Annotated in this window: 23 protein-coding genes and 2 tRNA genes; 16 read left to right on the top strand and 9 right to left on the bottom strand. The window is 40.6% G+C overall.

What is annotated here, in order from left to right; genetic code table 11:
* Positions 1-85 precede the first annotated feature (85 nt).
* Complete coding sequence (locus HMPREF9449_RS15985) at positions 86-1,597, bottom strand: mechanosensitive ion channel family protein (RefSeq protein WP_009137802.1); 1,512 nt, start codon at positions 1,595-1,597, stop codon at positions 86-88.
* Between the two features lie 394 nt (positions 1,598-1,991).
* Here HMPREF9449_RS15985 and HMPREF9449_RS13405 point away from each other — a divergent pair, with 394 nt between their 5' ends.
* Together HMPREF9449_RS13405 and HMPREF9449_RS13400 are read left to right on the top strand one after the other, a co-directional pair.
* On the top strand, positions 1,992-3,836 hold the full coding sequence (locus HMPREF9449_RS13405) for a 2-oxoacid:acceptor oxidoreductase subunit alpha (protein WP_040612017.1): 1,845 nt from the start codon (positions 1,992-1,994) through the stop codon (positions 3,834-3,836).
* Positions 3,837-3,891: 55 nt separating this feature from the next.
* Positions 3,892-4,911, top strand: a complete 1,020-nt coding sequence (locus HMPREF9449_RS13400; protein ID WP_009137800.1) for a 2-oxoacid:ferredoxin oxidoreductase subunit beta — start codon at positions 3,892-3,894, stop codon at positions 4,909-4,911.
* 154 nt (positions 4,912-5,065) lie between these two features.
* On the opposite strand, the gene HMPREF9449_RS13395 is transcribed toward HMPREF9449_RS13400, so the two are convergent.
* Positions 5,066-5,758, bottom strand: a complete 693-nt coding sequence (locus tag HMPREF9449_RS13395; protein ID WP_040611962.1) for a tetratricopeptide repeat protein — start codon at positions 5,756-5,758, stop codon at positions 5,066-5,068.
* A 259-nt stretch (positions 5,759-6,017) separates the two neighbouring features.
* Here HMPREF9449_RS13395 and recF point away from each other — a divergent pair, with 259 nt between their 5' ends.
* From recF to HMPREF9449_RS13375, 4 genes are all read left to right on the top strand, one after another.
* On the top strand, positions 6,018-7,112 hold the full coding sequence (gene recF, locus HMPREF9449_RS13390; RefSeq protein ID WP_009137798.1) for a DNA replication/repair protein RecF: 1,095 nt from the start codon (positions 6,018-6,020) through the stop codon (positions 7,110-7,112).
* Between the two features lie 66 nt (positions 7,113-7,178).
* Positions 7,179-7,472 (top strand): DUF721 domain-containing protein, encoded by a 294-nt coding sequence (locus tag HMPREF9449_RS13385; RefSeq protein WP_009137797.1) that lies wholly within the window; start codon positions 7,179-7,181, stop codon positions 7,470-7,472.
* Positions 7,473-7,607: 135 nt separating this feature from the next.
* Entirely contained in the window at positions 7,608-9,407 is a 1,800-nt protein-coding gene (locus tag HMPREF9449_RS13380) for a lysophospholipid acyltransferase family protein (protein ID WP_009137796.1), read from the top strand.
* 26 nt (positions 9,408-9,433) lie between these two features.
* Positions 9,434-10,093 carry a LysE family translocator gene (locus tag HMPREF9449_RS13375; protein ID WP_009137795.1) on the top strand — a complete coding sequence of 220 codons (660 nt, stop codon included), beginning with the start codon at positions 9,434-9,436 and terminating at the stop codon, positions 10,091-10,093.
* On the opposite strand, the gene hydE is transcribed toward HMPREF9449_RS13375, so the two are convergent.
* From hydE to HMPREF9449_RS13360, 3 genes are read right to left on the bottom strand one after another with little or no spacing between them, the layout of a single operon-like run.
* The gene (gene hydE / locus HMPREF9449_RS13370) at positions 10,090-11,142 is read right to left on the bottom strand and encodes a [FeFe] hydrogenase H-cluster radical SAM maturase HydE (RefSeq protein ID WP_009137794.1); all 1,053 of its coding nucleotides are present in this window, start codon (positions 11,140-11,142) and stop codon (positions 10,090-10,092) included. The genes HMPREF9449_RS13375 and hydE overlap by 4 nt on opposite strands.
* Positions 11,143-11,154: 12 nt before the next feature.
* The gene (locus tag HMPREF9449_RS13365) at positions 11,155-11,640 is read right to left on the bottom strand and encodes a hypothetical protein (protein WP_009137793.1); all 486 of its coding nucleotides are present in this window, start codon (positions 11,638-11,640) and stop codon (positions 11,155-11,157) included.
* Positions 11,641-11,646: 6 nt separating this feature from the next.
* Positions 11,647-12,801: a 6-bladed beta-propeller gene (locus HMPREF9449_RS13360; protein WP_009137792.1), complete on the bottom strand. Its 1,155-nt coding sequence runs from the start codon at positions 12,799-12,801 to the stop codon at positions 11,647-11,649.
* A 269-nt stretch (positions 12,802-13,070) separates the two neighbouring features.
* Between HMPREF9449_RS13360 and HMPREF9449_RS13355 the strand changes: the two genes are divergently transcribed.
* Positions 13,071-15,797, top strand: coding sequence for a WD40 repeat domain-containing protein (locus HMPREF9449_RS13355; protein ID WP_009137791.1), 2,727 nt, complete (start codon positions 13,071-13,073; stop codon positions 15,795-15,797).
* 200 nt (positions 15,798-15,997) lie between these two features.
* Here the strand turns inward: HMPREF9449_RS13355 and rsmI are convergent, their stop codons facing one another.
* The gene (rsmI, locus tag HMPREF9449_RS13350) at positions 15,998-16,705 is read right to left on the bottom strand and encodes a 16S rRNA (cytidine(1402)-2'-O)-methyltransferase (RefSeq protein ID WP_009137790.1); all 708 of its coding nucleotides are present in this window, start codon (positions 16,703-16,705) and stop codon (positions 15,998-16,000) included.
* 214 nt (positions 16,706-16,919) lie between these two features.
* Between rsmI and HMPREF9449_RS13345 the strand changes: the two genes are divergently transcribed.
* The 8 genes from HMPREF9449_RS13345 to HMPREF9449_RS13310 all read left to right on the top strand — a co-directional run bounded on the left by HMPREF9449_RS13345 (position 16,920) and on the right by HMPREF9449_RS13310 (position 21,937).
* A tRNA-Glu gene (locus tag HMPREF9449_RS13345) sits at positions 16,920-16,991 on the top strand.
* Positions 16,992-17,009: 18 nt separating this feature from the next.
* Positions 17,010-17,081: transfer RNA gene (locus HMPREF9449_RS13340), tRNA-Glu, on the top strand.
* A gap of 33 nt (positions 17,082-17,114) precedes the next feature.
* Positions 17,115-17,366, top strand: a complete 252-nt coding sequence (gene rpsT / locus HMPREF9449_RS13335; protein ID WP_009137789.1) for a 30S ribosomal protein S20 — start codon at positions 17,115-17,117, stop codon at positions 17,364-17,366.
* Positions 17,367-17,573: 207 nt separating this feature from the next.
* A complete protein-coding gene (gene radC, locus HMPREF9449_RS13330) occupies positions 17,574-18,326 on the top strand; it encodes a RadC family protein (RefSeq protein WP_040611960.1) in 753 nt (250 codons plus the stop codon).
* An 88-nt stretch (positions 18,327-18,414) separates the two neighbouring features.
* Positions 18,415-18,990 (top strand): nucleotide exchange factor GrpE, encoded by a 576-nt coding sequence (gene grpE, locus HMPREF9449_RS13325; RefSeq protein ID WP_009137787.1) that lies wholly within the window; start codon positions 18,415-18,417, stop codon positions 18,988-18,990.
* Positions 18,991-19,100: 110 nt separating this feature from the next.
* Positions 19,101-20,249: a molecular chaperone DnaJ gene (dnaJ, locus tag HMPREF9449_RS13320; RefSeq protein ID WP_009137786.1), complete on the top strand. Its 1,149-nt coding sequence runs from the start codon at positions 19,101-19,103 to the stop codon at positions 20,247-20,249.
* 10 nt (positions 20,250-20,259) lie between these two features.
* A complete protein-coding gene (locus tag HMPREF9449_RS13315) occupies positions 20,260-21,207 on the top strand; it encodes a hydrogen peroxide-inducible genes activator (RefSeq protein WP_009137785.1) in 948 nt (315 codons plus the stop codon).
* A 52-nt stretch (positions 21,208-21,259) separates the two neighbouring features.
* On the top strand, positions 21,260-21,937 hold the full coding sequence (locus tag HMPREF9449_RS13310; protein ID WP_009137784.1) for an inorganic pyrophosphatase: 678 nt from the start codon (positions 21,260-21,262) through the stop codon (positions 21,935-21,937).
* Between the two features lie 49 nt (positions 21,938-21,986).
* On the opposite strand, the gene HMPREF9449_RS13305 is transcribed toward HMPREF9449_RS13310, so the two are convergent.
* From HMPREF9449_RS13305 to HMPREF9449_RS13295, 3 genes are all read right to left on the bottom strand, one after another.
* Positions 21,987-23,522 (bottom strand): YifB family Mg chelatase-like AAA ATPase, encoded by a 1,536-nt coding sequence (locus HMPREF9449_RS13305; protein ID WP_009137783.1) that lies wholly within the window; start codon positions 23,520-23,522, stop codon positions 21,987-21,989.
* A gap of 92 nt (positions 23,523-23,614) precedes the next feature.
* The gene (locus HMPREF9449_RS13300) at positions 23,615-24,418 is read right to left on the bottom strand and encodes a UDP-2,3-diacylglucosamine diphosphatase (protein ID WP_009137782.1); all 804 of its coding nucleotides are present in this window, start codon (positions 24,416-24,418) and stop codon (positions 23,615-23,617) included.
* An 87-nt stretch (positions 24,419-24,505) separates the two neighbouring features.
* Positions 24,506-25,669: a TlpA disulfide reductase family protein gene (locus HMPREF9449_RS13295; protein ID WP_009137781.1), complete on the bottom strand. Its 1,164-nt coding sequence runs from the start codon at positions 25,667-25,669 to the stop codon at positions 24,506-24,508.
* Between the two features lie 189 nt (positions 25,670-25,858).
* Here HMPREF9449_RS13295 and HMPREF9449_RS13290 point away from each other — a divergent pair, with 189 nt between their 5' ends.
* Positions 25,859-26,311 carry a hypothetical protein gene (locus HMPREF9449_RS13290; protein WP_009137780.1) on the top strand — a complete coding sequence of 151 codons (453 nt, stop codon included), beginning with the start codon at positions 25,859-25,861 and terminating at the stop codon, positions 26,309-26,311.
* The last annotated feature ends 53 nt before the right edge of the window (positions 26,312-26,364 follow it).

The following is a 26,364-nucleotide window of genomic DNA, read 5'->3' as shown; positions in this document are numbered from 1 at the left end:
AAAAAGTTAGTAACCCAAATGAGAAATAAAGATAATAAGTAAAAAGAAAATGCAGACGATTTTGAGGTGAATTTTATGTTTGTTTTTATTTCTTATCTTCGGTTTCTTCCTTTGTAAGAGTGATGGGCATCGGTTTTGTTACTTCTCCTGCATACAGGCTAAGATGTGGGAAAGGTATTTCAATGTGGTGGCGTTCAAAAGCTTTTTTGACACGACGGCGGAATTCCCGGCTGATACTCCATTGCTGACCGGCTTTGGTGGTCAATTTGACTTTTAGAATGACGGCACTATCTGCAAATTGATCGACTCCCCATAAGTCAACTCCCAGTATATTCGGGCCGAAATCCGGATCTTTTTTCATGTCTTCTCCTACTTCTTTCAGAACGGTATTTACCTGATCCGTATCTTCTTTATAGGCGACTCCGATTTCCACTACCATGGCGGACCATTCTTTTGTCATATTGGAAAGCGTATTGATTTTGCCGTTTTGGAAAATATGTACTACCCCGGAAGCATCGCGGAGAGTTGTCGTACGGAGTTCTATTTTTTCGACTGTGCCTCCCGTTCCGTTGATGATGGCTACGTCGCCTTCCCGGATTTGGTCTTCCAATAGCATAAAAAAGCCGGAAATAAAGTCGCGAACCAATTCCTGAGCTCCAAATCCTACGGCTAATCCTACAATTCCGGCACTGGCCAGAATGGGAGCGATGTTGATGTTGAACTTTTCCAGAAGCATTAAGATAAAGATGGTCCAAAGGAAAATTCGTCCGATTCCATAAGTAATTTCTGCGATTGTATTGATCCGTTTTAAACCTTCGCTATCGTCCTGTTTCAATTTCTGAAGCCGTTCGGTAGCAGATTCTCTTATCTTTTTAACGATAAAACGAAGTAAACGCAACAAGCCGATAAAGATGAGAATAAGCAGGAGAATGGCTGGAACTTGGGTGACGATCCAATTGACGAGATGATGAATCAGATCATTCCAGAATAATTTGTCCGTAATATTGCTGGCATCATAAGTCCAGACAAGGGTCAGATCGGTAATTTCGGTAGAGGCGGGAATACTGTCGATTTGGATGTTGCCTGTCGTGTCATTCCAAATTGTTGGGGACAAATAGCGTTCATCTAGTTCAAAGTTGGCGTCCAGTTCCCGGACATATAAAATAATGTCGTTTATGGAAGGAACGATTTTACTATCGGGATAAGCATTGCGGATTTCTCCTACCGTTGAAGTTAGGCCTATACCAGAACGTGTTGTAAACCGATGGTCTTTGATAATGACCTGGCTGATACGGGAGGTTTCATCGTTTTTACGCCGGGGACTGACAATGAATAATAATCGGGTGCTGTCGTCGTAAATGTAATAATTGTCTGCTGTTTCTGCAGACAGTTCAGAACGGCTGGCCAGCTTTTTCATCTGATCGTCCGGTAATAAAGCACGCAATTGCTTGATAGTCATCCCCTTTTTTACAGGCCCTACTTGATTACGAGCAATGAGAAACGCTTCTTCCGGATTTAGGGTATCTGGGGAAGAGGAAGAGGGACGGCAAGCTCCCAGGCTTATGAGTAAAATGAATAGAAAAAAAATTTTCTTCATCGGTTCGTTTTTTAACAGTCATACGAAAAATAGAAAAACTTGTGACAGTAAGGGAGCAAAATTTGTTTTCTGAGAAAAAGTAAAAAATGGTTCGGATTTTAATCTGTAGTCAGCATCTTCGTTTTCCCTAATTATTCCGCAAACGTAAGCGGTAATTTTGCAAAAAAAAGCTGTTTTTTAGGTAGTTATTTAGAATGAGTTTATTTTATAAGCTTTAAAAAGAACGGAAAACGTTTGCGGAATTATTGATAATCAAGCTACTTAAGGGGTGGGAAAAATTGTTCGGCTTAAACTTGTTTAGTCTCCACGATTCGCTACCTTTACCATGTTTTACAACATAAAATTTTCGCTGAAAACAAATAAAATTAAAAATTTAAAGGAAGATTATTTTGTCATGAATCAAGAGACAGAAGTTATCGAAAAACAAGATGTTGTCATCCGTTTTTCAGGTGATTCCGGAGACGGGATGCAGTTAACCGGGCAGCAGTTCTCAGATACGGCTGCGTTGTTTGGGAATGATGTATCGACATTCCCGGATTATCCCGCAGAAATTCGGGCTCCGCAAGGTACGGTCGGTGGTGTATCCGGCTTCCAGGTTCATATTGGTGAAGAACATATTACTACTCCGGGAGATTTCGCGGATGTATTAGTCGCCATGAATCCGGCAGCTTTAAAAGCAAATTTACGCTGGGCTAAAAAAGCGGGTACTATTATTTTGGATACGGATGCTTTTACAGATAAACATCTGGAGAGAGCAGGTTATACGTCTAATCCGTTGACGGATCATTCTTTGGATGATTATAATGTCATTGCTGTCAATATCACGAAACTGACGATTGAAGCATTGAAGGAGACTGGATTGGATCAAAAGTCGGTACTTCGCTGCAAAAATATGTTTGCCTTGGGTATGACTTATTGGATGTTTGAACGTTCTGTTGAGCATACGGAGGCATTTTTTGATATGAAGTTTGCTAAAAAACCGAGCATTGCTTCTGCTAATAAATTAGTGTTACGGGCTGGATACAATTATGCTGCTAACGTACATGCTTTAGCGGTACATTTTAAAGTGGCTCCGGCTCATATTGAAAAAGGAAAATACCGGACTATTACCGGAAATAAGGCTACGGCTTGGGGGTTATTGGCTGCTGCAGAAAAAGCAGGTTTGCCTTTGTTCTGCGGCTCTTATCCGATCACTCCAGCTACGGATATTTTGCAAGAGCTGGCTTTGAGACGGGATTTAGGAGCAAAGACCTATCAGGCAGAAGATGAAATCGGAGGTATTTGTACGGCTATTGGTGCCAGTTATGCCGGTAATTTTGCCGTAACGACGACTTCCGGACCCGGTTTGGCCTTGAAATCGGAAGCTTGCGGTTTGGCTGTAATGGCGGAACTTCCATTGGTTATTGTCGATGTACAACGGGGAGGACCTTCTACGGGTTTACCCACGAAGACGGAACAATCCGACCTGATGCAGGCTTTGTACGGAAGAAATGGGGAGAGTCCGATGCCTGTGATTGCCGCCAGTACTTCTGGTAATTGTTTTGATTATGCTTTTATTGCCGGTAAGATTGCTTTAGAGCATATGACTCCCGTTATTTTGTTGACCGACGGATTTCTGGCAAACGGTGCTCAGCCTTGGTTGATTCCTTCTATGGCTAAATTACCGGAAATTAAGATCAGACGAGCAAAAGAAGGAGACAATTATCAGCCTTATGCTCGCGATCCGGAAACTTTGGCCAGAACATGGGCTGTACCGGGAACCAAAGGTTTGGAACACCGGATTGGTGGTTTGGAAAAGATGAATATTACCGGTACGATTAGTTATGTTCCGGAAAATCATCAGGTAATGACTGATCTTCGGCAAGAAAAAGTAGCCCGTATTGCTAATTATATTCCCCAACAGGAAGTATTCGGAAATCCGGAAGGAGGAGAAGTATTGGTTGTCGGCTGGGGAGGTACTTACGGACATTTATTCTCGGCAGTGAAAGAATTGCGGAAAGAAGGCAAGGATGTGAGCCTGGCTCATTTCAATTACATTAATCCCCTGCCCAAAAATACCCAAGAAGTATTGGCAAAATTTAAGAAAATATTGGTGTGTGAATTAAATCTGGGCCAATTTGCGGCTTATCTGAGGAGTAAATATCCTGAATTTACTTATCAACAATACAATAAAGTGGCAGGATTACCCTTTACCGTGCTCGAAATTAAAGAAGAAGTTAATAAATTGATGAACGATTAATAATTGAAAAAGGCAAGTTTACCTTACTGAAATTTCAAATTTCAATTTTAAAGCTATGTCAGAAGAATTAAAATATACTCCAAAAGATTTTAAAAGCGATCAGGAAATCCGCTGGTGTCCTGGTTGCGGTGATCACGGGATCATCAATGCCGTATGGAAAGCCATGGCTGAGTTGGGCTATCCGAAAGAATCCTGGGCTGTGATTTCCGGTATCGGATGTTCCTCCCGCTTTCCCTATTATATGAATACCTATGGTTTCCACACGATTCATGGTCGTGCAGCTGCCATTGCTTCTGGAGCGAAGAATGCCAACCGGAAACTGAATATCCTGCAAATTTCCGGGGATGGAGATGCTTTAGCGATCGGAGGAAATCATTTTATACATGTGATCCGGAGAAACGTAGATATGACCTTATTGCTGTTCAATAATGAGATTTACGGATTGACAAAAGGTCAGTATTCTCCTACGACCAAATTAGGTACCAAAACGAAAACTTCTCCTTACGGAACGATAGAACATCCGTTTAACCCGGGAGAGTTAGCTATTGGTGCCCAGAGTAAATTCTTTGCCCGCTCTTTGGATACGAATGTTGCCTTGACGGCTGAAGTATTGGAAACAGCTGTAAAACATAAGGGGACTTCTGTAGTCGAAGTATTACAAAATTGTGTGATTTTTGCCGACGGAGCTCATGCTGCTATCACAGATAAAGAAGTCCGGGAAGATCGTCAGTTGATTTTACACCATGGAGAACCGATGATTTTCGGTAAAAATAAAGATAAAGGTTTGGTCTTTGACAAGAGTGGTAAGTTAAAGGTAGTGGAAATCGGAAAAGACGGAATTACGGAGAACGATATTCTGGTTCACGATGCCCATGATCCCAATCCATTCCTGCATTGGATGCTGGTCAATATGAAAGCTCCTGAATTCCCTGTAGCCTTAGGAGTTATACGGGATGTGGAAGCTCATACTTATGACGAAGCCTTGGATGAACAAATTGAAGAAGTGAAGAAAATCTCCAAGATTCATTGTATGGATGATTTGTTGAATAGCGGAGATATCTGGGAAGTGAAATAGATTCCAATTTTCTTTATACGAAAGCCGTCTGAATGTTCAGGCGGCTTTTTTGTTTGTGAGTAATCTTTCCCGAGGAGAAGAGCTTTGAAAAGGGGTATAAAAAAAACTGTCAGAAATTAAATTCTGACAGTTTTCCTATATTTTCCTTAGTGTTTTATTTCTTTAAATTCATTTGTGCTCTTGCGATATATTTTTCAACATCCCGGGCTTCCGGAGTATTCGGAAATTCTTTTTCAATCTGTTCGTAAATTTTTAATGCAGAAGCATAATCCCCGGCTTTTTCATAAGCAGAAGCATTTTTCATTAAAAAGAGAGGAGTTGTAAAATTATTGATCTTGGAAGCGCTTGCTTTTTTGTAATATTCAGCAGCTTTTTTATAATCTCCCAATTGCATATAAGCGTCGCCGATATTGGCTATTGCCATATTGGAAAATAACAAATCGTCTGAAGAAAACTTTTCCAAGTACTGAATGGCGTTTTTGTAATCTCCCGTATATAAATAACACAAGCCTGCATAGTATTTGGCTAAATTGCCAGCCGGGGTAGAACCGTAATTATCTGCAATTTCCAAGAAACCTGAAATATTACCATCTCCGTTTAGAGCCAGGTTAAAAGAATCTTTGGCGAAATAATTCTGAGCTCCGAAAATCTGCTGTGAAGCTTCCTGAATGCGAGGATTTTTGATAAATTTATTATAACCTAAAAAAGCTGCGATGATGACCAGAACCACAATTACAATGTTAATCAGCATTTTTTGGTTTGATTCAATAAATTGTTCCCCTCTGGTTAATGCATCTTCAATGTGTTCGAATTTGTCCTCGTGTTTTTTTTCCTTTGACTTTGACATAGTTATTTTCTTTACTGTTAAGGGATTTGATAAATTACGACGCACGCTGACGAAATAATTTTTCCTCCTCCAGAATTTGATAAACATATTAATAACGTGCAAAAGTAGCTTTTTAATTGGAAAGAAGAAATGAAAAATTGAAATTATTTTTTGTTTTTCTTTTCCTTCCCTTGAAAAGTTACCGTATTGTTTTTTGTATCTTTGTATGCGAGAGAAAGAAGAATGGAAAAACAGGTTTTTAGGGCAGATCGTAAGGTTTATGAGACTGAAGAAATTAAATATCGTCAATTTTAAAAATATTGCGGAGGCAGAGGTGGTGTTTTGTGCTGGTTTTAATTGTTTTATCGGCAATAATGGAGTGGGGAAGACGAATATCCTGGATGCGATCTATCAATTGTCGATGTGTAAAAGTTATTTTAACTTACCCGATTCTCAGAATATACGCCATGGCGAGCCTTTTTTTGTCCTGCAGGGGAAATATGAACAAAAGGGAGAAGAATTGGATATTTATTGTGGGGTAAAACGGGGACAGAAAAAGATTTTTAAAAAAAATCAAAAGGTTTATACGAAGCTATCGGAGCATATTGGTTTATTGCCGCTGGTGATGATCTCACCGGAGGATGTGACTCTGATAGAGGGAGGCAGTGAAGAACGTCGTCGCTTAATCGATCACATTATTTGCCAGTGCGACCGCACGTATTTGCACGCTCTGATCCGTTACAATAGAGCTCTTTCGCAACGGAATGCTTTGCTGAAGGCTTCTGCCGGCCGTGAATTGGACCGGGAGGCTTTGGAGATTTGGGATGAACAATTGATCGAATGTGGACAGGAAGTGCAGCAAAAAAGGCTTGATTTTCTGGAAGATTTTAAGGAAGTGTTCCGGGAATATTATGAGTTGATTTCTGCCGGGAAAGAAAAAGTGAGTTTACATTATTGCAGTTCGGTAAAAGAAGGGGATCTAAAAAAAGCTTTGAAGGAAGCTTTTGAGCGGGATCGTTTGCTGACGTATACCACAGTTGGAATACACCGGGACGATATTTCCCTGGAAATTGAAGGGTATCCGGTGAAGAAGATCGGTTCCCAGGGACAGAAAAAGACTTTCTTAATTGCTCTGAAGCTGGCCCAATACGTTTGGTTGTACCGGATGAACCGGTTAAAGCCGATGTTATTGTTGGACGATATCTTCGATAAGTTGGATGCCGAACGGGTGGAGCAAATTATCAGAATTGTGGGAGGAGATATTTTCGGACAGATATTTATTACGGATACGAACCGGGAACATATCGATGAAATGCTGAGAACACAGGGGAAAGAATATACATTGTTCCGGGTAGAAGGCGGAACTCTTTTTTAATTTTAAACCTCCAGAGGAGGGGGACGTATGATTTATATTATATTTGCAATTTAAAGAGAGAGTCGGATGATCAATCAGGGAAAAACGCAGAAGTTGGATGAGCTTGTAGCACTTGTGCTGAAACAGATGGGGTTGGACCGGAAGTTCAAGGAATGTGAAGTTTCCGAACTCTGGCCGCAGGTGGTTGGAAAATTGATTGCTTCGAAGACAAAAAATATTTATATGACGGAGGGTAAATTGTTTGTGAGCTTTACTTCTTCAGTAGTAAAAAATGAAATTCTGATGGTGAAAGAAGGGATTATTGCGGCTTTAAATGACCGTTTGGGAGAGAAGGTGGTGAAGGAAATGATTATAAAGTAAAAGATATCCGGAAATCCGGTAGAGAAAAAGAAGTTGTGCGGGTGACAAAGAAGAGTGTGCTACTGAAAGTATCCGGTATTAAAGTAAAAACCAGAATAGTTGGGAAAGAAAGGGGTAGGATAAGGAGGTAAAATTATGAATTTGATAGAATCGAGTGATTTATTAAAGGCATCGGAAGGGTTGAATCGTTTCGGAGGGAGTTTTGCGGCGAAAATGGTGATGCATATTATGCGGTTGAATAAAATCAATAAATTGTATTCGGATGTATACGATGAGGATCCGAATGCATTTTTAGATCGTTTAATCAATGCGCTGGGAGTAACGATCGAAATCAATGAAGAAGATTTACAGAAAATTCCAAAGGAAGGGGCTTTTATTACTATATCCAATCATCCTTTCGGAGGATTGGACGGGATTATTCTGATTAAGCTATTGAGTAAAATCCGGCCGGATTATAAAGTTATGGCAAACTTTTTGCTAAAAAAGATCGTACCGATTAAAGATTATTTTCTGGGAGTAAATCCGTTTGAAAGTCAGAAAACCATATCGAGTACGGCAGGTATTAAAGAAGCTTTGCGCCATTTGTCCGAAGGAAAGCCGCTGGGATTGTTCCCCGCGGGGGAAGTTTCTGCTTATCAGGCGGAGTCGAACAATATAGAAGATAAGGAATGGGGAACTTCCGTATTGAAGATGATCCGGAAGGCAAATGTGCCGGTGATCCCGATTTATTTTAAGGGGTCGAATAGTTTGTTATTTCATCTGCTGGGGTTGATTCATCCGATGTTGAGGACGGTGAAATTGCCGTCGGAATTATTAAATAAGAAAAATAGAATCGTGAAATTGAGAATCGGAAATCCGATCAGTGTCGAGACACAAAATTCTTTTGCAGATATTATCCAATACGGAAAGTTTTTGCGGGCGAAAACGTATTTGTTGGGTTCTTCTTTAGAAGTGAAAAAATTCTTTTTGAAGTCGCAGAAAGCCGAACCCAAGGCCGAACCGGTGATTTCGGAAGTGGATGTAGCGGTATTGAAAAAAGAAGTGCAGAATATTGCAGAAGATTATCTGTTGTTTAACATGAAAAACTACAGTGTCTATTGTGCACCTTCTATTAAAATACCCAATATCCTCAATGAAATCGGCCGGCTCAGGGAAGTGACTTTCCGGGCTGTCGGGGAAGGAACCAACCGGAGTATCGATCTGGACGAATATGATTTGTATTATTATCATCTTTTTATCTGGGATAACGATACCGATAAGATTGTTGGGGCTTACCGGGTGGGAAAAGGCAAAGAAGTGATTGACCGTTATGGTTTAAAGGGATTTTATATTCATTCGCTTTTTAAAATCCGGAAAGCCATGTTGCCGATTTTATACGAATCGATCGAATTAGGGCGTTCGTTTATCATTGAAGATTACCAGCGGAAACCCTTGCCTTTGTTTTTGTTATGGAAAGGTATTCTGTATTTCCTGATTAAGAATCCGGAGTATCGCTATCTGATTGGACCGGTGACCATTAGTGGAAAGTATACCGATGTTTCCAAAGAACTCATTATGAAGTTTATCATTCAGAATCACTATAATAATGAACTGGCGCGTTACGTATCTTCCCGTTGTAAATATCGGGTGGAAACCAAAGATCCGGATGTGGACGTGATGCTGGAAGCTTCTCAGAATAATCTTGCTTTATTGGATAAGATGATCGGGGATATCGAACCGTCGAGTGATAAACTTCCGATTTTACTGAAAAAATATATTTCGTTAAACGCAAAAATTATCGGGTTTAATATCGATCCTAAATTTAATATGTGTCTGGATGGGCTGTTGATCTTAGATTTGTTTGATGTCCCGATGAATACAATTGAATCTTTGTCGAAAGAGATCAATGACGAAACCATTTTAAATCGTTTTACGTCAGATAATGTGGTTTTGTAACGGCAGAGAGTAAAAACAGAACAGAAATGTACGATATCGTATACATTTTCAGAGGGATGTTGATCGGACTGATGGTGTCTGTTCCCTTGGGGCCTATGGGTGTGCTTATTATTCAGAAAACATTGCATAAAGGAGCACTTTCCGGATTTATTGCCGGTATGGGGGCTGCTTGTGCAGATCTGTTTTATGCTACTGTAGCAGCTTTCGGTCTGGGATTTGTCATTAATACGATACAAACCCACGAATTGATTCTGCAAATCATAGGGGGTATTTTCCTGATTATCGTAGGCTTAAAAATTTATTTTGATAATCCGCTGAAACAGATTAAGGCCAAGAGGCGGGTGACGAAAAAAGGTTTACTGGGAGATTTCTTGTCTTTGTTTTTTCTGACGGCTTCCAATCCGGTTACTGTGATTGTATTTATGGCTGTATTTGCCGGAACTTCTGTCTTTGGAGATGCTCCCAATGTGGTGACGGAGGTGATGGTACTCCTGGGAGTATTGGTGGGGGGAAGCGCTTGGTGGTATGTATTGTCGACGGTGGTCAATATATTCCGGAAAAAATTTAAGTTACGGGTATTGATCACGATCAACCGGGTGTCGGGTATCATCATTACGATTTTAGGGGGATTGGTTATTTTGGCTGTTTTCGAGCCGTTCCGTTCGATGTTGCCTTCTGCTGCCTAATCGGAGGAATGTTTTTTGTGCCAGTGCCGGGAGTCTCCCCATGCTCCGAAAGCGATACGGCAGCCGTAGTGGGAAACGCTTTCCACCAATTTTTGCATCACTTCTTCGGCTCCTTCTTCGGAAAATGGTTTATTTTGGTAGAGCGTATAATTTTTACGTTGCAGGGCTGGCGTAATGTTTGGCATAATGACATTGGCTCCGGCAGCCAGGGCTTTTTCCCGTCCCAAGGGGTCGATGGCCTGAAGAGCTGTGGTCGCGGCGATGTTGATGTCCGGCATTAGTAACCGCAGACAGGCCACCATATGCAGGCCTAAACGTAATCTTTCCGGCAGAGGGATCAATTGTTTCCGCAAGGCATAAAGAGGCGTATCCGGATGTTCCAGATAAGGGCCCATACCTACCATATCGATATCCAGGGATTTTAAAAACAGGAGATCGCGGGCGAGCATTTCGGTTGTTTGGAAAGGCAAGCCAATCATGATGCCGCTGCCGGTCTGATAACCGCATCGCTTTAGCGCTTCTAGACATGCCCGGCGGGTATCGAAAGCGTGCAGGGCATTGTTCGGGTGGAGTTTTCTATAAAGTTCCGGATCGGAGGTTTCAATCCGCAGTAAATAACGGTGAGCTCCGCATTCAAACCAATGTCGGTACGTATCTTCCGTCTGTTCTCCCAAAGAAAGGGTGATTCCCAGGCGGTTCTGGCTTCTCCTTTTTATTTCGCTCAGTAATTTACCGATGCGTTGTACAAAGGCCGTGTCGGTTCTTTCGCCTCCTTGTAAAACGATGGAGCCGTACTGATGTTCATCTGCAAAACGAGCGGTTTCGAGAATTTCTTTGTCACTAAGGACATAGCGTTCTACGGGAACATTCGATTTCCGGATCCCGCAATAGAGACAATCTTTGCGGCAAACATTGGATATTTCAATCAGGCCGCGAAGGTGAACGGTATTACCCAATCGGGCATCCCTTAAACGTGCTGCTTCTGCAAAAAGCTGACGTTCTTCCTCTTCCCGGCAGTTCAACAGCCGGATTATTTCGGTAAGGTCCATTTCTCAGTGCATTTAAAAATGCAATATTAGGAAAAATCCTTTACTTTTTCCGATCCGATTCAGCATATTCCGGGCTATGCTGAAGTCTAAATTTTTTCCTTGCCGTTCATCGTGGCCTTGGTACACTTGCCCGTAAGTACAATACTTACAATTTAAATTACATTTATCAGTTACTTCAAAGGTCAATACCTTTAAATTTTCTAATTGTTGCTGTATCATTTCAGCTGTCAGTTGTCCGAATGTTGTTTCTATTTCCGGTTCTTCCGACCAGAAATGTTGATTTTTTAAATATTCTATTTTGTGGAGATAGTATAAAATATCTGCTTTTGTCTCCCTTTCCAGCTCTTTCTGTTTCCAAATATCTTCTGTCTTTATTCCCGATTCCAGCAACATAATGATTTTACGGGCTAGAGGAGGTAAAAGTATATATTCTTTATTCGATATAGAATACCAATAGGAAAACCTGTCAGGTGTTGAAAAGAGAATATTATTTTTCATATTGTTCTATTCCGTTTTTAGTTTTCCGATCATCATGACATCACCGTCTTTTTCTTTTAGTTGTCGGAGAAGATTGCTTATACGAGTTCGTACTTCGGGCAACAAGTCCGGATTTTCCAAAGCTTTTGTCAGTTGTTCCCTTAGGGTCATCGCGTCTTGGGGATAAGCGAAATAGCCGTTTCTGAAGCTATTAAAAAGAGTAGAAGGTACAAAATCTATTCCGCCGAGATAGTCATTAACAATTTTAACATATTGAGATTGTTGCGTTTTTTTGTTTACTTGGACAAAAGAGGTATTACTAATATCTGTATAAGGATTATTTCCCATTTGAATTGTTGAGAGTATAATAAAATAATCTAAAGGTAATTCCAGATAGGAATAAATTATTTTTCCTGGTTGTCTGGGAGCATTTAAAGTCAGTTTGGGAATAATTTTATTATTCTTACTATCATAATAATAAAGGGTATCCTGTTGTTTTTGAAAAAATGCAGATATACTAAAATCGATTGCCTCCGTATTTCGAAATGTAGATATTTCATTGCTGTAATCAGGTCTTAGGGCTAAATGTTTCGCTGCAATTTTTTGATAAATATTTCCCTTAAAGTCTTGTACCCAAGCAATCGGTTCCTCTTTACTAAAAGGTAAATTAATAACAGTAACTCTTTTTTTATCGTGATCTACATAAAAATAATTTTTAGGACTTAAATACGAGAGTTTGATACATTCTTTCGGTAAGAATCTTCCTTTTAAATTATAAGTGAGGATTTGCTTTGCAGTATAAGGAGCCAGATATACTCTTTGGGCTTTTTCATCTAACTGAGCATGATATAAAGCTTGATATTCTCCTGGTCCATATCCCTCATTCCCTATGGAGGTAATAAATTTTCCCTGACGATTGAAAAGTAAAAAATTGGAAGGATCAGAAAGCATAATGCCAATATAATGGTCTGTAATAATTCTCATGCCAATGAATCCTTTTAAGATGCTATCCAGTTGTATGATTTCCAGAGAATCGGTCAGCTCTGAAATCGGTAGCTCAACTTCTTCTTTTATATTTTGTATATCTACCGAAATAAATTTGGTAATGCTATCCTTTCCTGAAGTGCAGGAAAGAATGAATACGTGTAAAAAAAGCAATCCAATGTAAAATTTGTATTTCATAAAAGAAAAGATTAGTTATTCAATCCGGTTCAGGCAAATAAAGCTATGCTTTATGAAGGAAGATAAAAAAATGTCAATAATGTACAATTATATAAAATAAAAATAAAAAATGCAAATTTGAAAAGAATTATAAAGCAAAAAAAAGGAAAATAGAAAAGCTATCCGAAGGAGCTATCGTATTTAACATCGATAAAAAAGAGGAGTACATTATTTTCTTGTTATTATTTTCAATAATTTACTAATTTTGCTATCTAAATGAAATTGTTTTTATGAAAAAGGGGGTATGGTTATCCATTCTGGCAGTATTGTTATCGGGCGTGATTGTCTATAGCATGTGGTATATTTATCGACGTGGAGAATTACAAAATAATAGCAAGGATTCTTTTATTCCTTATAATTCAGCCTTGGTCGTTCAGATAAATGCTGGTGTTTCTTTGCCGGAGAAAGTAGGTTTGGCTTTTCAGTCCAATATTCCCGATTTTCAGAAAATTTTGCTTTACCAGGTAGCTTCTTTATTGGAAAAAAAGGGTTTTATTGCTCCGACTTCCCGGGTTCTTGCTCTGCGCAAGGAAGGGAAAGGGAAGATTGTATATTTGTTTGTAGGAGATAACAGTGACGTTTTATCGGGTAAGGAAGTTTTCGATTGTTTGAGAGAGAATATGAGTTGGAGGGCTATTATACCGCGAAAATACGATCAGTATAAAATTTATACGTTAAAATCGGGGGAAGAGGAAATCTTTTGTACGGCAGAAGAAGGGAAAATTTTGCTTTCCGACTCGGAGTTATTTATTGAAGATGCTTTAAAGCAATTTGAGCAGGAGGCTGCAAATGAGGGTAAACCCACTAAATTCCAAAATATTACGAAATATTTTTCTCCCCGGGCAGGAGTGAATGTGTTTTTGAATACGGATTGTTTTTCGGAGTTACTACCTTTGTATATACAGACGAATCGTCTTTTCCCTCATTTGAATATTTCTTCTTGCTTCAAATGGGGAGCTTTGGACGGAGAATTGCAAGAGGAGGGGATCAGTCTGAACGGTTTCATGGATTACACGGGATTGGAGGCTTCTTATATGAAGACCTTCAGCGGGCAGGAACCGGAAGAGACGAATCTGGCCGGAATGCTTCCTGGCAACGCTTCTTCTGTGATGTTTTTAAATATCAGTCAGTTGGACTTATATTTAAAGAATTTAGAAGAATACAGACGGGATGCCGGGCTGATAGGAAATGTACGGAAACGGAAACAGGAGTATGCCTGGGCTTGGGGAAAAGGAGCTGAGGCAGAGTTGAAAGAACTGTTGCAAGGCAAGTTTGCTTTGGCCAATATGAGTTTTAACGAAGCTACGGGAAAAAATGAAGGACTGATCGTAGCGGAAGTAAAATCGGGCGGTTTGTGTAAAAACTGGATAGAGAAAATTGTGACACAGCGGGCGAAACAGCTTCAGCTGAATCCCGGAAATTTTTATTTACGTTATACCGTTGACCGGGAGAAAACGATCCCCTATTATAAATCGCCGGTGGAAGATTGGGCGGCTGTGTACTGGGGGTATATTTTTGAAGGTATTCCTGCAAAATATTTATTGGTCGTAGACAATTATCTGGTGTTGGGATCTTCTCAGAAGGTGATGGGAGATTTTATAAAAGAGTATATACACGGAAACTTTATAAAAAATACGGATTGGTTTAAGAAGGCCAAAACAAAACTTTCAGCAAAATCGAATTTAGCTTATTTTGCTAACGTCCGCAAGATGCTTCCTTATTATACCTATGTGACAAAAGGCGATTGGAAAAAATATCTGGCTACCCATGAGGAAGAATTAGCTGTTTTTTCCACCTTGGCAGTTCAGTGGTCGAATGAGGGAGAGATGTTGTACAGCAATCTATTTCTGAGTACGGAAGAGATAAAGCAGGAGAATTTGCCTCATCAGGTATGGCAGACAAAATTAGAAGCAAAGGTGAGCATGAAGCCGGTTCCCGTGATTAACCATATTACGAAAGAGCAGGAGATTTTTGTACAGGATGATCAGCAGACGATTTATTTGTTGAACAATTCCGGTCGTATTTTATGGAAATTGAAGGTAGACGGGCAGATTAACAGCGAGGTTTATCAGGTAGATGCTTTTAAGAACGGTAAATTGCAATATTTGTTTTCTACACCGGACAAATTGTATTTGGTGGATCGGAATGGCAAGTACGTAGATCGCTTTCCACTTGCTTTTGAAGCGAAGTGTGAAAGGGGAATTGCCCTGTTCGATTACGATCAGAACCGGAATTACCGCATCTTTGCTCCTTTACTCAATCAGCAGGTAAGTCTGTACGATATAAAAGGGAATCTGATTCCGGATTGGAAAGGGGTGAAAACGGACAAGGAAATTGTGAGCCGGGTCTATCACTTTCGGGTAGGGAATAAAGATTATATTGTATTGGCAGACCGGTATCGTTTGTATATTTTGGACCGTAAAGGAAAAGAGCGGGTAAGAGTGAGTGACGTATTTGATCTCGGAGAAGGTACGGAAATCTATCTTACTCATAAAGGGGGAAAACCTTTGCTGGCTTTTGCCAATTCGAACGAGCAATTGAATCTGGTCGATTTCAACGGTAAAAATCAGCCTTTAAAATATGAGAATTTAGCTCCGGGCTGGCATTTGAATGTGGCGAACATCAATAAGGATAATGAAGATGAATTGATTTTCACCGCAGGGAAACGGTTGAAGATTTATAATTTATCGGGGCAGGAGATTTATTCCAAAGAGATTGAGGCAAACAGCCTTGATTTCCCATATGTATACCGTTTTTCCGGCAATGATATCCGGATCGGGTTATTGGATAGAGACCGGCAGCAAATGTTGCTGTGGAATTTAAAAACCGGAATGTCGGCCGGATTTCCGATTCCGGGAGATTCGCCTTTCTCTATTGTATTTTCAGACAATGGTAATTTTTATCTTTTTGCGGGAGTGGATAATGGAAGTTTAATTAAATATAAAGTACAACGGTAAATGTTCGAATGTTCAAAATTTTGAGTAATGGAGGAAGTTGTCTGGTGATTGATGGCCATACGCCCCAAGTTCATTTAATATTTCGGTACTGCCGAAAGGAGAGGAAACGAAGACTTTAATTTTATTTTTTCAAGAAAAATGTTCCTCGTTGGAACGGAGGCAACACACTTTTCCCTTTACACATTCGAACATTTTCCCGTTTACATCATTTCGATGTACACTCCTCCTTCTTCTTCCTTCTTTTTCCCTTCTACGATCAGAACGATTTCTCCTTTGACTCCTTTTTCGGTGTAGTAGTCGGCCAGTTCTTGCAGATTTCCTCTTTTGAATTCTTCGAATACTTTTGAAATTTCACGGGCGACGCAGGCCTGACGATCGGGTCCGAATATTTCACTCATTTGCTGGAGTGCTTTTACCAGACGGTAAGGAGATTCGTAAAAAATCAGGGTACGGCTTTCCTCGCTCAGGCTTGTCAGCCGTTTGAGGCGACCTTTTTTCTGGGGCAAAAAGCCTTCAAAACAAAAGCGGTCGCAAGGGAATCCGGAATTCACCAAGGCAGGGACAAAGGCCGTGGCTCCCGGTAGGCATTCGGTTTCAATACCGTGTTCGATGCAGGTTTTGGTGAGCAGAAAACCGGGGTCGGAGATACCGGGAGTACCGGCATCGCTGACAAGTGCTATATCTTCCCCTTGAGCCAGCCGTTCGGCAATCTTTTCCACTTGTTGGTGCTCATTGAACTTATGATGAGATTGCAGAGGGGTTTTGATGTCATAATGTTTTAATAAATTGGAGGTGGTGCGAGTGTCTTCCGCGAGGATCAAGCTTACCTCTTTTAGGAGGCGCAACGCCCGAAGTGTAATATCTTCCAGGTTTCCTACAGGCGTTGGAATCAGGTACAATTTTCCCATTTCAGTTTTTTTGGATATTTCCTTTGCTATATTTTGTGTTGCCCAAAGATAGATTATTTATCTTTATTCTTGAAATAATGTAATCGTTTATTTGAATAAACGATTTATTGTCAGAGTTTTGCTGTTGTAAGCATTTGCATTTTGAAAAAAAATTAGCATTTTTTTGGAGTGAAATAAAAATGTCGTATATTTGCATCCGCTAAAGCAAAATAATGGTCCGTTCGTATAGGGGTTAGTACGCAAGATTTTCATTCTTGTAACACGGGTTCGATTCCCGTACGGACTACAAGAAAAAAGGATTTATGGTCCGTTCGTATAGGGGTTAGTACGCAAGATTTTCATTCTTGTAACACGAGTTCGATTCTCGTACGGACTACGCAAAAGAAGTTGAATTTTTATATTTGTAGCGATGGCAAATCATCAATCATCAGAAAAAAGAATAAGACAAACAGCAACGAGAAATGCTCGGAATCGTTATTATGCAAAAACGACAAGGAATGCCGTAAAAAAATTGCGTAATACTACGGAAAAAGCTGTAGCTGTTGAATTATTACCGAAAGTTTCAGCTATGTTGGATAAGTTGGCAAAGAAAAACGTGATCCACGACAACAAAGCTTCTAACTTGAAATCAAAATTGGCTTTATACGTCAATAAATTGTAATTGATCTTCATATGGATATAGGGAGAGAGTGTCAGAGACGACACTCTCTACTTCTTTTTACACATTAGGGACGTGCCCTAATGTGTAAAAAGCTAAAAGATTCGGATTAGTTTCCCGATGAACACTTGAATTTTTTCTAGCAAATTTAGGTTTGCTTTTTTATTTTGTAAAAAAGTCGTAACTTATTTGTTCAAAACTTTCGGTGTTATGGAGAAGCTATATCTTTCTATAAAAGACTGGGCGGATGACGATCAGCCCCGGGAGAAACTTTTGAAAAAAGGAGTCTCCGTTTTATCTACCAATGAGTTGTTGGCTCTCATTTTACGTTCCGGAAAACCGGGGGAATCAGCTTTGGATTTAGCCCGGCGTATTTTAGCCGATTGTGGATATGATCTCAATGTTTTAGCTCGTTTAGGGATGAGGGAGCTGATGAAGAATTACAACGGGGTGGGATTGGCGAAGGCTGCCGGAGTCATTGCAGCGATTGAGATCAGCCGGAGGCGTCCTTTAGAAACGGAAAAGCCAATCTATTCCATACATTCCAGTGTAGATGCTTATCGCTATATTGCTCCGATATTGAAAGATTTGGATCATGAAGAATTCTGGGTGATTTATCTGAATCGTTCCAATCGGGTGATCGATAGTGAAAAAATCTCTTCCGGAGGGATGGCGGGGACGGTGATCGATATCCGGATTCTTTTCCGGAAGGCTTTGGAGGTAAAAGCCTGTGCCATCATTGTTATACACAATCATCCAAGCGGGGCTTTGTGGCCTAGTGACCAGGATAAGCAAGTAACGGAAAAAATCCGGGAGGCTGGTGAAATCGTCGATATTTTATTACACGATCATTTGATTGTCGGAGGAGGTTCTTATTTTAGTTTTGTGGATGATGACATTTTAGAGAGTACCTTCAAAAAGACAAAAAAAATTAAATCCTGCCGGAAAAAGATGTCAGATTGACAACGACAAACTGACATCTTTTGTATTGGCAAAGTTTTTGCTTAATTTTGTTACGTTAAATGGAAAATAAACATTAAAAATATAAGACATGGCAGAAAAAGAGAAGGCGATGAAAGCAGAAGAAAAAGCGAAAGCCGAGAAGCAAAAGAAGGAAGTTGATCCGGAAGAATCGGAAAGAGCAGTAAATTCGGAAAAAGAACAGGACGTTCAGGCAGATGCAGTAAAAGAGCTGGAACAAAAATTGGCTGTAGTGAATGATAAATATCTGCGTCTTTCTGCTGAGTTTGATAATTACCGGAAACGTACTTTAAAAGAGAAGATGGAGCTGACGAAGAATGCAGGGGAGCAGATTTTGTCAGGGATTTTACCTGTTGTGGATAATTTTGAGCGAGCTTTAGCCAGTATGGAAAAGTCTGATGATATGCAGGCTATCCGGGAAGGAGTGAAGTTGATTTATAATAGTTTTAAGGAATTTCTGACCCAGAATGGGGTGACGGAAATAGATTGTGTAAACAATACGTTTGATACGGATGAGCACGAAGCTGTAACAAAAATTCCAGCGCCATCGGCTGATCTGAAAGGGAAAGTTGTCGATTGTATTCAAAAAGGATACAAATTGAATGATAAGGTGATGCGTTTTGCAAAAGTAGTGGTTGGAGAATAGAAAAAAGCGAAAGAGACCGTTTATAACGGTCCGTTTGGGTGTAGCGAATAATAACAATTCAGATTTCGGTTGGAAGCTTTCCGGCCGAATCTGAAATACAAATTAGGATAATGGCAGAGAAAAGAGATTACTATGAAGTGCTGGGTGTATCGAGGGGTGCTGATGCTGTAGAGATAAAGAAGGCGTATCGGAAGCTGGCTATACAATACCATCCGGATAAGAATCCAGGTAATAAAGAAGCGGAGGAAAAATTCAAGGAGGCGGCAGAAGCTTACGATGTACTGAGTAACGAAGAAAAGCGGAGGAGGTACGATCAGTTCGGTCATGCCGGTTTAGGCGGTGGAGCTGAAGGATTTGGGGGAGGGATGAGTATGGATGATATTTTTGCTCATTTCGGAGATATTTTCGGTAGTTTTGGTGGGTTTGGTGGATTTGGCGGGGGAGGACGTCGTGCCCGCAGAGTGAACCGGGGATCGAATCTGAGGGTGAAAGTCAAGTTGACATTAGAGGAGATCGCTACTGGAGTGGAGAAAAAAATCAAGGTAAAGAAATATGTTGCCTGTCAGCATTGTCAGGGCACGGGAGCGAAGGAGGGTTCTTCGTATTCAACCTGTTCTACTTGTAAAGGAAGCGGGCAGGTAACGCGAATACAGAATACCATTCTCGGGCAAATGCAAACGACTTCTACCTGTCCGACTTGTGAGGGAGAGGGGAAAATCATCAATGAGAAATGTACTTATTGTAATGGAGAAGGAGTGGAGTTGTCGGAGGAAGTGATTACTTTGGATATTCCAGCCGGAGTAGCAGAAGGGATGCAGTTATCTTTGAGCGGCAAGGGAAATGCAGCTCGTCGCGGAGGTGTGAACGGGGACTTGATTGTGTTGGTGGAAGAACAGGAACATCCTCAGTTGGTGCGGGACGGAAACGATTTGCTCTACAATGTATTTGTCAGTTTCCCGGAGGCGGTATTGGGAGATTCGGCTGAAATCCCCACTTTGGAAGGAAAGGTGAAGGTGAAAGTAGAGCCGGGAACTCAGCCGGGGAAGATCCTTCGGTTGAGAGGGAAGGGTTTGCCGGATGTAAACGGGTATGGGAAAGGAGATTTACTGGTAAAAGTGAATGTATGGATCCCCAAGAGTTTATCCAAAGAAGATAAAAAAATAGTGGAGAAGTTGAAAGATTACGATGTATTCAAGCCCGGAAAAGCTGACAATAAGACAGGTTTTTTCAAGAAGATGAAAGATTTTTTTGAACAATAAATAGAGAATTGTGATTACTCTCACTCAATTGGAATATATTGTAGCTGTTGACGATTGCCGTCATTTTGCAACAGCTGCGGAAAAATGTTTTGTCACTCAGCCAACGTTGAGTATGCAGATAAAAAAGTTGGAAGATGATCTGGGGGTAATTATTTTCGACCGAACCCGTCAGCCGGTAGTGCCGACTGATATCGGAACCCGGATCCTTACACAGGCTCGTGTAGCATTGGCTTCAGCCAGTCGGATAAAGGAAATCATAGTAGAAGACAAACAGGAAGTCGCCGGAACCTTAAAAATAGGGATTATTCCTACGCTAGCTCCTTACTTATTGCCAATTTTCATTGGAGACTATATTCGTAAATATCCAGCAGTCAAAATAGAAGTCGAGGAAATGGTATCGGAAGATATCATCCGTCGTTTGAAGCAGGACGCTATTGATGTGGGGATATTTGTAACTCCATACGGAGATGATAAAATTGTAGAACAGCCTGTATTTTATGAGGAAATGCTGGTATATGCTAGTCCGGGGCATCCTTTATTGCAAAAAAAAGAAGTCAGTGTTTCGGATATCGCTACTCCGGATATCTGGATGTTGGGAGACGGGCATTGTTTTCGGGATCAGGTGATTAATCTGTGTGAGATGAGAAATTTCCAGCACCGGAATCTGCCTTTTGATTTTGAGAGTAATTCTCTGGAAACGTTGATGAAAATTGTCGATAAAGAGGGAGGATTTACTCTGATTCCGCAATTGGCTGTGCTCTATATGGCAGCTGAGCAGCAAAAGCAGGTGAGAAAATTCCGGGAAAATGTACCGTTGCGGGAAGTAAGTGTTATTTATTCCCGTTATTATATTAAACACAAACTGATAGAATTGTTGTGTGAGGAAATTCGTGCTGTCGTTCCGAAAGAGATGTTGGATAAAAAGAGAGGACAGATTGTCGAGTGGAAGAATCATTAAGGATTGTCTGAAAAAAGAAAAAGTCCTGAAGGGCTTTATAACACATTAAATTATGGGAAATAAAATCAATGACCCGATAGCGCGTTTGATGGGGTTGCGTTATAAATCTCATCCCTGGCATGGTTTGGAAGTTGGAGAGGAAGCACCGGAAGTGTTGACTGCTTTTATTGAAATGGTACCTACGGATACCGTAAAGTATGAATTAGACAAAGTGAGTGGTTATATTAAGATCGACCGCCCTCAGAAATATTCCAATGTAGTACCTGCTTTATATGGTTTTATTCCGCAGAGTTATTGCGGGGATTTGGTGGCCGAATATTGTATGCAGCAATCTCATCGGACCGGAATTATAGGGGATAGCGATCCTTTGGATATTTGCGTACTGACGGAGCGGACCATTGCTCATGGGGATATTATTGCCAGGGTACGTCCCATTGGCGGATTCCGTATGTTGGATGGAAATGAAGCGGATGATAAAATTATTGCGGTATTGCGACACGATGCTACTTACCACGGGTATGATGACATTTCGGAGTTGCCGGTGGTTATTGTAGACCGGTTAAAGCATTATTTCCTGACCTACAAAGATATGCCTGGAGAAGACGGACAGCGGAAGGTGGAGATCACGAATATATATGGAAAAGAGGAAGCGCATGAAGTGATACGCCGTAGTTTGGAAGATTATAAGAACCATTTTGAAGGTTTGGAAGATATTCTGAGCCGGGTATAATGGAGTAGACATTTCAAAAATCCTTCTATCCAAAGCAAATATTTTTACCTTATTTCCCCCAGGAAGCTTTATCCAGACTTCGGTATTGGATAGCTTCTGCAATATATTGGGGGAGGATTTGTTCGTTTCCTGCCAAGTCGGCAATCGTCCGGGATAATTTAATAATTCGGTCGTAGGCCCGGGCGGAAAGTCCGAATTTTTGCATGGCTATTTTTAATAAAGCTGTACATTTTTCGTTTAGGGGGCAATATTTTTTTAATAGAGCTGAATTCATCTGGGCGTTGCAATATATGCCGGTATAATTTTTAAAACGTCGGTTTTGTATTTCCCGGGCGCGGATAACTCTTTCCCGGATGGCTTGGCTGCTTTCTTCTTCCTGATTTCCGGTTATTTTTTCCAATTCTACGGGAACCACTTCGATATGAATATCGATGCGATCCAGAAGCGGTCCTGAAATTTTGGAAAGGTAACGTTGAATTGCCCCTCCGTTACAGCTGCATTCTTTTGTAGGATGAGTATAATAGCCACAGGGGCAAGGATTCATGGAAGCAATCAGCATAAAATTGGCCGGGTAATCGACGCTTGATTTGGCACGACTGATTGTAATTGTCCGGTCTTCCAAGGGTTGGCGCATCACTTCCAGTACGGCCCTTTTGAATTCTGGTAATTCATCCAGAAAAAGTACTCCGTTGCAAGCTAGGGAAATCTCTCCGGGGCGGGGAAAAGAACCTCCTCCGATGAGGGCTATGTCGGAAATGGTGTGGTGTGGTGCCCGGAAGGGACGTGTCGTAATCAAAGAACTATTGCGTTGTAATTTACCTGCTACGGAGTGAATTTTTGTCGTTTCTAAAGATTCTTCTATTGTCATGGGAGGAAGTATGGAAGGTAATCTGCGGGCGAGCATAGTCTTTCCGCTTCCAGGCGGACCGATCATCAGCATATTATGTCCTCCGGAAGCAGCAATTTCCATTGCTCTTTTTACATTTTCCTGTCCTTTTACATCTTTAAAATCGTAAAAAAAACGGGAGTTGTCGATTTCATTTTTAGGGGAATGAAAGAGCATGGGGGAATATGTCTGTTCTTTTTTGAGAAAAGAGGTGACTTCCCGGAGGTGAGAAAAACCATATACTTTCAATCCTTTCACTACGGCAGCTTCATTTGCATTTTCATAAGGAACAATCATATGGGAAAAACCTTCTGCTTTGGCATTGATAGCAATAGGGAGCACCCCTTTGACGGCTAGCAGGCTGCCATCCAGGGACAATTCTCCCAGCATAGCGAAATGCGGAAGTTCTGTTGCCGGAATTTCTTCATTGGCCGCCAATATCCCCACCGCTAAGGGCAGATCATAAGCAGATCCTTCCTTTTTTACGTCGGCGGGAGCCAGATTCACAATAATCCGCTTCCCTGGAATTTTGGAGCCGATATTTCGCAGGGCCGAATCTACCCTTTGCTGGCTCTCTTTTACTGCATTATCGGGAAGTCCTACAATGATAAATTTTGCTCCCCAAAGGATGTTTACTTCGATGGTGATGGTTGTCGCTTCGATACCACTGACAGCACCACTAAAAATCTTAACCAACATGGTGACTGTAATTTAAATAAACGCAAAAGTAAGTTAAGACTTTTTTGGCAAAAAAACAAATGGGTCTTAAAGAGGAAAGAAAGGCAGAAAAGTCAGTTTCCTTCTTTTTTTACCGGATTTTCAAAAGTTTTTAATTCTAATTTCTGACCATCAAAAACAGCATAAGTATACCAGGTGATCCAGTCTCCTGTATTTATGTAACGGCTGTTTTTCGTTAAGAGAATATCCAGGGGGAGATGCCGGTGTCCGAAAACGAAGTAGTCGAAATGTTGGGTTTCGAGCATTTTCCGGGCATAAATTTCGATATCTTCCTGTTCTGTTCCTTTGTAACAGTTTGCTGCCGGATTTTCGCCTCCTTTCAGGCGGGAGTGAGAAGACCATTTCCGGGCCAAAGCGATTCCCCAATCCGGGTGAACCAGTCTGAAACAGCGTTGGAGAAAAGGATTGTGGAAAATACGATAAATAAATAGATAGCCTTTGTCTTGGGGATTCAGGCCGTCTCCATGTCCGATGTAAAATTTTTTTCCTCTGATATTGAAAATTTCATCGTGAGTATGAACACTCATACCGCATTCCTTATTCAGGTAATCGAAAGCCCAGATGTCGTGGTTACCTGTAAAGAAATGCACTTCTATGCCGGCGTCCGTAAATTCACAGATTTTAGATAAAAAACGGACGTATCCTTTAGGTACTACCCATTTATATTCAAACCAGAAATCAAAAATATCTCCCAGTAAAAAAAGGACGGAACAATCCGGTCGGATAAAATCCAACCATTTTATCAGTTTTATTTCCCGTTCCCGGTTATTGTTTAAAGCGGAAGCTCCTAAATGAACGTCCGAGAGGAAATAGATTTTTTTATGGGCGATATCTTTTTTTAGATTGAGTTCCTGCATCCTTTTTTGAAACTGCTATTACTTACTGCCAGTAGCTTATCTTTTTTCCGGAACTTATATTTTCTGTGTAAAATCCCGGAAGGAAGGTTATTTATTTATAATGTCCTGCAGTCTGTCTTCCATACGTTTTCCGTAAAGATTTTTGCCTGCAATATCAAAATCTTTGTTTATGATGTAATTGGAAGGAATTTCCTGTATATTGAAATCCCGGGCAGCTTTGCTTTTGAGGGCTTCCGGATCCCGGACACATTTCCATTTTATGTCGTATTTCCGGACAAGTTCTTCCCACAAAAGCTTGTTTTGGTCCAGGCATACCTGATAAATTTCTACTCCTTTGTGGTGGAATTTGTTATATACAGCTTGCAAGGCTTTGATGTATTCTACGCTTTCCGGGCTTGCAAGTACTGTAAAATCCAGAATAATGTATTTGCCTTTTAAAGCATTGAATGAAACCAGATTTCCGTTAATATCCGGCAAGTTGATTTCCGGCAGACTATTCTCTGAGTGGAGAATCAATGCTCTCATTTTTTGTGCTTGCAGATCTTTCTGGATTTTTTCGTAATGCGCATTTAAGGCTTTTGTATATTGAGATTCCGGGTACATCGCTAACAGGGAAGAAAGCACAATCTTATACGACTGGAGGTCTGTTTCCGGAGTGAGGATGAAATTGTCATTATTTATTTTCTGGTACAAGGCATAATAAGAGGCCGGCGAAATGGCATGTTGTACTATAAAATTCCGGGAAAAACGCACTTGATTTATCAGGACAGAATCCCATTCCGCAGCAACAGTTGTCCGTTGGATATCGTATTCTTTGTTTTCCGGAAGAGCATTATAGACGTTTCTCAAAGAATCAAGGGCAGACTGAGTCCGGTTCAACTGAAAGTTCAATAATTTGATCCATAGAGAACCTTCGGAACCTTCAACCCAATAATTACTTTTAAGTTGGTCCAGTGCCCCGTTTATTTTTATTTTTTGGTCCGGTTCAGCCAGTAAAGTAATTGCTTGCTGCTTCCCTATCCGGATCATATAAAAAGTGGGTAAAGAAACATTCATTTTAAAAGAAAATTGTCCGGCCCGGTTTGTCTTTGCCGAGTCGATGGTTTCTATACCCCCCACATTCAACTGGTCCAGATAAATTTGTTGTTTATCAGCACCTTCGATATTTCCCTCTATCTTTACATTGTATTTTTGACAGGCGGCAAGCGTTAGAAGTATAAATCCTGTAAAAAAAATATTTTTAATCATCATGATAGGCTATAAATTTGAAATTGTGAACGTACAAAGGTAGAAAAATAGCCATTAAAAACTAAAAGGGACTGCTTAAATTTGTAGTGGATTCTCTTCTGAAGGGGGAAAAAAGAATTTTAAGGAAGGGGAAGGGATATTATTTCTTATTCCGGAATTTTGTAATCCAGAATTTAAAGGATATTTTTGTGAATGATGCGGAAGTGGATGATTAAAATAGGAAATCTTTTTATATTGCTTATTGTCTTGGGGGCAATGATTGGGGTAAATATTTCCCAGTTCCGTTGTGCTCCTTGCAATAGAGATTACGTGTTTGTAGATATTTTTCCTCAAGAAGAGCTGTGTTGTTGTCAGCGGGTGAAGACTTGTCCGATACAGAAAACGGCTGTATCTTCTGATGAAAAATGTGGTGCGAAAAAAAAGAATGCCTGTCATCATACGGATAGTCGTCATTCTTTTTACCGGGTTTCGGATTTATTTCAGGTAGAGAGGGGTGTTACTTTCTCCTTCATTGCCGCTCTTCCGGAGGAAATTGTTTTTGATTTTTCTTCTGGCTTCGTTTTTAGAGAATCGTTGTTTTTGTTTCCGTACGATTTTTTTACGAAGGCTCCTCCTTTGGAGTGGTTGTGTACTTATCTTTGTTAAATATGGGCAATAAGCTATTTCCGGAAGAAATAGCCGGGAGGGGTGTGTCGTTT

This window comes from Odoribacter laneus YIT 12061 (genome assembly GCF_000243215.1).
GTDB classification, from domain to species: domain Bacteria; phylum Bacteroidota; class Bacteroidia; order Bacteroidales; family Marinifilaceae; genus Culturomica; species Culturomica lanea.
Note: the sequence above shows the minus strand (reverse complement) of the source record. Positions and strands in the feature narration are given on the sequence as shown.